The sequence below is a fragment of the Legionella quateirensis genome (genome assembly GCF_001467955.1).
Taxonomy (GTDB): Bacteria; Pseudomonadota; Gammaproteobacteria; order Legionellales; family Legionellaceae; genus Legionella; species Legionella quateirensis.
In genome coordinates this window covers 110,748-116,747 of sequence record NZ_LNYR01000046.1, presented here as the reverse complement: position 1 = coordinate 116,747, position 6,000 = coordinate 110,748, and the positions used below count along the sequence as shown (strand labels likewise).

Sequence of the window (6,000 nt, the reverse complement as noted above, 5' to 3'; positions counted from 1 at the left end):
TGCCAGTCTCAGGAGATCCTTCACTGCGTTCAGGATGACGAAATTCATCCGTCATCCCGAGTGAAACGAGGGATCTCCTGAACGTGGGATTGTGCCTGTATCAGGAGATCCTTCACTGCGTTCAGGATGACGTAATAAAACAACTGTCATCCCGAGTGAAACGAGGGATCTCCTGAACGTGGGATTGTGCCTGTATCAGGAGAGCCTTCACTGCGTTCAGGATGACGTAATAAAACAACCGTCATCCCGAGTGAAACGAGGGATCTTCTGGACGTGGTACTGTGCCAGTCTCAGGAGATCCTTCACTGCGTTCAGGATGACGAAATTCATCCGTCATCCCGAGTGAAACGAGGGATCTCCTGGACGTGGAACTGTGCCTGTATCAGGAGATCCTTCACTGCGTTCAGGATGACGTAATAAAACAACCGTCATCCCGAGTGAAACGAGGGATCTCCTGAGCGTGGAACTGTACCAGTATCAGGCGTTTTTTTGCAGTTCAATTAATTGTGGTATACCACTTTCTGCAAGCGCAAGCATACTGTTCAGTTGATCCCGATTAAAAAATTGGTCTTCCGCAGTTCCTTGAACTTCAATAAAATGACCTTCTTCATTCATCACTACATTCATATCCGTTTCAGCGAGAACATCTTCTGCATAATCCAAATCAAGTACGGGTTGACCTCTGTAGATACCCACAGATACCGCCGCAACGAAATTAAAGGCAGGCATTTTGCGAATTTTTTCACGCTGTACCATCCAGTTGATCGCATCTCTCATGGCCACACAGGCGCCAGTAATTGCTGCAGTACGCGTTCCGCCGTCAGCCTGAATCACATCGCAATCCAGAGTAATTGTATTCTCACCTATGACCTTTAAATCCATACAGGCTCTGAGGGAACGGCCGATCAATCGTTGAATTTCGAGCGTTCTTCCGCCTTGCTTGCCTTTGCTGGCTTCACGTTCTGTTCTGCTGTGAGTCGCTCTGGGAAGCATGCCATATTCAGCGGTTACCCAGCCTTGGTTTTTACCTTTAAGGAATCGAGGTACTCCTTCAATAACCGAGGCATTACACAATACTCTGGTTTGTCCAAACTCAACAAATACAGAACCTTCAGCGTGATTTGTAAAATTACGAGTGATTTTAATAGGGCGAAGTTGATTGGGTTCTCGGTTACTGGGGCGCATTACTTAATCCTCAAAAAAATGGCAAGTATAGCTCTTAAATCACTGTGATGCACCCATGAAAGTGGAATAGTTGGCCATAATTTAACTGCTAAGAACAAAATTAATTTAATCGTTATAATATATCCCATATTGACATATTTATGAGCACCTGTATTATTGGTTGTTTTTTAAGCTTTTTGTCATTTTTTAAAGACATTAACGGGGCTGCGGTCTCATTCGAATTTGTTGTTTGGAGTTATATATAAATGCCATTACCAGCGCACTCTCAATTACTAGGTGAAGTGAATACAATAATTAGCACGGGTCAGATAACTAAAAAGAATCAAATATTATCTGAATTAAAAAAACAAAAATACAATCGTGCTTTGCAAATTGCCTGTGAACATTGTAAACCTGAAAATAAAATTCAGTTGAAGTTAATTTCAGCCATACTGCGTTATAGTAAGCAACTCTCTATCGATGTGAATAAAAAATATCTTGGAGATGGAATGACGCCAATTGGGTATGCTATTTTTAATAACAATTTTGATTTGTATTATTTACTTAAGAATGCCGGAGCCAATCCAGATATTCGTGTCTGTGGGAATCAGATTCCGAGTCAGATATTTCAAAATAAACTGTTAAAATCCACAATGAAACTGAATCCCTTACTGGATAAAGAGTCCTATAATAAAATTTGTTCCTTGTATGCGGATAGTACCCGACTGCCAACAAAAGAGAGTCAGGCTCATGGTGGTGAAAATGCTAAATTTGATATTTATCGTATTGAGTTTATGATTTTGGCGATTTCCCATCTGATGAATATCTACCGTAATGAGACTATGTTAGAAACATTGTCGCCCGGTGTGTCTGTTTTTGATAGAGAAGTATTCAAACTGCACTGTATTACGCAGGCGCGGGAAGTTTTGGAAAAGGTTTGTTCAACTGTTCATAACTTGTCAGGAGCATTTCGCAATGAATACAGTAAATACTTGTTACCTTCCTCATTGACTTGGGTTACTCTCGAACAATTTGGTGGTCTGATCAAAAATGATGAAAGAAAAAGGGCTTATTTTATTCCAATTGGCTCGGTGAACGACCCGGATCAAGTAAATGACTTAACTCTGCATATGCCTTCTATCCATCGATTTATTGCAGAACATGCTGATTTTGAACTATTAGTTGAAGAGGCAATTCCCTATGTCGTCAAAAATGATCTGCCTTCTTTAAAAATGCTATTTGAACATCTTGCAGCGGTAATGAAAACCTCATCAGATCATGAGCTTGTTCCATTCCAATTGAGGACTATTAAAGCGTTGACAAGCCATTTAAAGGATAACTTTACATTGGTTAATTTAATCAATCTGATGAATTATTCTGAAAATGAGCACGTACCGTTAAATCAACTTTCAGAAAAAAGTTATAATTTGTCACTATTGACATGTTCTTCGGGACAGGAGAATAGATATCAAAAAAGATTTAATTTAACAACGCTCGCCGGGCAACATGCAGCACTTCGTCGACTTCAGTTGATTGGAGAGCAGTTTACAGGTAAAAATTTCTCCAGCTTTTTGTGTAAACTTGATAATACTGTAGATTGGCAGGCATTTATTACGTTAAGGGATATCATAACTCATCAAGAGGAAGGGGATAATAAGCATAAAGTGGATTTACTCCTGAGTGATGTACCTCGATTAAAGAAAATTGTGGGAGAGGAGTTGAGTTATTTCTGGTCCAGATTACTCAGATTAATTGAGTTACGCGAAAAGAAAATGGGTCTATATACCGGAGATCCGGAACTGCGTTGGAAAAGTATTTTAGATGTCTATGAACACAATCCCGCACCAACCCCCACAGTTGTCAAACCGGCTCCAGTTCGAAGAGTTTCTCTGGAAGAAGAACAACAATTTATGAAGGCATTAAAAGACAAGAAGGCTCCAGACGATGTACTCATTTGTTGTCAGGGTCTATTCAATGGTATCGATCCGATACCAGATCAGAAAGTACAAGGGCAAATATGCTTTTATTTACCTAAAGCAAAGGAAGACAGGGTTCTTAATAAACTTCTGAAGGGTATTATGAAGAAGGCCGTAAGTGCGGGAGTTTTAACGAAACAAGAACGAATAAACCAACGTGCTTTACAAACCCAAGCAAAATCTTTGATAAAAAACCAGTTTACAGGTTTGGATGAAATTCGAAAGCTTGCTGCACAATTAGCTAAAGCTCCTTGTGAACAGTATGTACTTAATCCACTAAAACGTGTGAACGCTGCTATTGATGCTTTATTAAACATCAGGAGATTTCTGGTTGAACTTCAATTCATTTATCCCGAATTACCATGGACCACGCTAGAAGAATGGGATAAATATCATAAGATCAATGGGCATTTATCCTACGTAGAGCTTATGACAAAAAATCATCAATACAAAGATGCCATTGAGTATAACGTGGGTCAGCTATTACAGCATATGGATCGCGTGAGAGAGTTGCAGGTTGTTGTCGGAAATCAATACATACTTGAACGATATCCAGTTTTAAGAGTATTAAGAAACTTCATAGAGCATGGGAATCCGCTGAAGGACAATAATGGATTTTTAGTCGAAAATACTGTTCAAGGGAGTCAGAGACAGGCTTTTATCGCTCCATTTGTTATTGAGCTAATATATAAAATGCTACCTGAACTGATTCGCATTAAAGAGAAAATATCTCCTTATGAAGCGCATCAAAGTCCGCTTGTTTCTGATTCGGAACACGTGATATGGACGGAGTGTTTGACCAGGTACAGTATATTTGCCAACGGAGTTTTAAATTCTGGGCAAAATGCCGAGGTTATGGACGTGCCTGAGCCCGGCTTGAAATAACTCCATGATGAGTTCTCTCTGTCCAATTTCCTTGATTTGGGGTATATTCGCTCAAGGTTTATTCTAAGGTATTTTTATGATTCATAGCATGACCGCTTTTGCCAGAGCGCAAAAACAGATTGACTCAGGAACACTTTGTTGGGAAATCAGGTCGGTTAATCACCGTTATCTGGACGTTTCATTTCGATTGCCTGAAGCTTTTCGTTTTCTGGAAACCAATCTGAGAGGCTCTCTCCGAGATAAAATAAATCGAGGTAAACTGGAATGTCAGCTAAAGTATCAAGATACAAGTTCTGATAATCAGTCTATGCTTATAAATATAGGTATGGTAAATGCATTAGTCGACTTAAGCAGTACATTATCTGCTTCGCACCATCTGGCTAATGATATGACAGTCAGTCAGGTGCTTTCCTGGCCTGGTGTTGTTCAGGTCGGTCAATTGGATATAGAAGTATTGGGACAACAGGCGCTTCTATTATTCACGGATGCAGTGGAGCAGTTAGTCCAAGTCCGAGCTGTAGAAGGTAAGGCACTAAAGTTGCATGTTGATGAACGTTTGCATGCGATGGAGCAAGAGATAACTCGATCTCGAACCCTGGTCGGAAATTTGGCAAGTCTGACTAAAGACAAATTGCTGACTCGATTACATGCAATACAACTCGAAGTGGCTGAATCACGTGTCGAACAGGAAATCGCCATGATTTTAGCACGACTGGATGTAAGCGAAGAACTTGATCGGTTGCAAACCCATGTCGCAGAAGTACGCCGTACTTTAAGTACTGACAAAGTGGCCGGCAGAAGACTTGATTTTTTAATGCAGGAATTGAACAGAGAGGCGAACACTCTAAGTTCAAAATCAGATTCAGTGGACTTAACACAAAGCGCAGTAGAAATGAAAGTATTAATTGAGCAAATGCGTGAGCAAATACAAAATATTGAGTGAGTACTATGGTTGGTAATTATTCCGGAAATTTATATATAGTTGCGGCGCCCTCTGGAGGCGGTAAAACCAGTTTGGTTCGAAATTTAATCGCGACGCTTGATGATATAGAAGTATCTATCTCTCACACCACTCGACCCATGAGGCCGGGAGAACAAAATGGAGTAGATTACTTTTTCGTTAGTGAAGATGAATTTATGCAAATGGTTAATGATAATGCTTTTATAGAACATGCTCAGGTTTTTAATCATTTGTACGGCACTTCTGTTGAGCAAATCAAGCGACGATTGCAGCAGGGAATTGATATAGTATTGGATATTGATTGGCAAGGCGCAGAGCAAATCAGACACACTTTTCCTCATGCCGTGAGCATATTTATTGTCCCGCCTTCTCTGGACGAGTTAAAACAAAGACTATTGAACAGGCGTCAGGATAAAGATGAAGTAATCAGTGATAGAATGATTAAAGCTCAAGATGAACTGAGTCATTATCCTGAATTTGATTACTTGATCGTAAACGATACTTTTGAACATGCAGCGATGGATTTAAGAGCCATAGTCACCGCAGATCGCTTGCGAATTGACCGTCAGGTAAATAAACAATCAAAATTGCTTTCATTCCTGATGTCATAGCAGTAAAATAAGGGGTTTGAGCCAGATACAAGTAAAACAGTTATCTGATCAAGGTGTTGTGTTAAGTGAAGGCTTCTGTCTCTGTTAGGTTTGTGGTTGTGTGAATAACAGAGTAGTCCTAAACTTAGATGAGCTAACGGTCAACTTGTTCTTTAACGTAAGGGTGGATTTTATGGCACGAGTAACAGTAGAAGATTGTTTGGAGCACGTTGCAAACCGATTTGAATTGGTTATGGTAGCTACCAAGCGCGCACGATAAATCGCAGTTCGTGGCGATCAACCAATGGTTGAATGGGAAAATGATAAACCGACAGTAGTTGCATTGAGGGAAATTGCAGAAGGTTTTGTTACTGCAGATATTTTGGACAAAGAATAAAAGTATTTGTTGACTTTGCAGTAATAG

At 40.0% G+C, this 6,000-nt stretch carries 4 protein-coding genes and 1 pseudogene; 4 read left to right on the top strand and 1 reads right to left on the bottom strand.

The window, feature by feature from the left end:
* Positions 1–477: 477 nt before the first annotated feature.
* Positions 478–1,185 carry a ribonuclease PH gene (gene rph / locus Lqua_RS15520; protein WP_058475199.1) on the bottom strand — a complete coding sequence of 236 codons (708 nt, stop codon included), beginning with the start codon at positions 1,183–1,185 and terminating at the stop codon, positions 478–480.
* 245 nt (positions 1,186–1,430) lie between these two features.
* Here rph and Lqua_RS15515 point away from each other — a divergent pair, with 245 nt between their 5' ends.
* The 4 genes and pseudogenes from Lqua_RS15515 (at position 1,431) to rpoZ (ending at position 5,973) form a co-directional block, all read left to right on the top strand.
* The gene (locus tag Lqua_RS15515; protein ID WP_058475198.1) at positions 1,431–4,025 is read left to right on the top strand and encodes a hypothetical protein; all 2,595 of its coding nucleotides are present in this window, start codon (positions 1,431–1,433) and stop codon (positions 4,023–4,025) included.
* A 76-nt stretch (positions 4,026–4,101) separates the two neighbouring features.
* Positions 4,102–4,968 (top strand): YicC/YloC family endoribonuclease, encoded by an 867-nt coding sequence (locus tag Lqua_RS15510; protein ID WP_058475197.1) that lies wholly within the window; start codon positions 4,102–4,104, stop codon positions 4,966–4,968.
* A 5-nt stretch (positions 4,969–4,973) separates the two neighbouring features.
* A complete protein-coding gene (gene gmk, locus Lqua_RS15505) occupies positions 4,974–5,597 on the top strand; it encodes a guanylate kinase (RefSeq protein WP_058475196.1) in 624 nt (207 codons plus the stop codon).
* 172 nt (positions 5,598–5,769) lie between these two features.
* Positions 5,770–5,973, top strand: a pseudogene (gene rpoZ, locus Lqua_RS15500) (DNA-directed RNA polymerase subunit omega).
* Positions 5,974–6,000 lie beyond the last annotated feature (27 nt).

Bases quoted from the DNA above. Each gene is read 5' to 3' on its own strand.
- rph (WP_058475199.1), bottom strand. From the start codon at position 1,185: ATGCGCCCCAGTAACCGAGAACCCAATCAACTTCGCCCTATTAAAATC.
- gmk (WP_058475196.1), top strand. From the start codon at position 4,974: ATGGTTGGTAATTATTCCGGAAATTTATATATAGTTGCGGCGCCCTCT.
- Lqua_RS15515 (WP_058475198.1), top strand. From the start codon at position 1,431: ATGCCATTACCAGCGCACTCTCAATTACTAGGTGAAGTGAATACAATA.
- Lqua_RS15510 (WP_058475197.1), top strand. From the start codon at position 4,102: ATGATTCATAGCATGACCGCTTTTGCCAGAGCGCAAAAACAGATTGAC.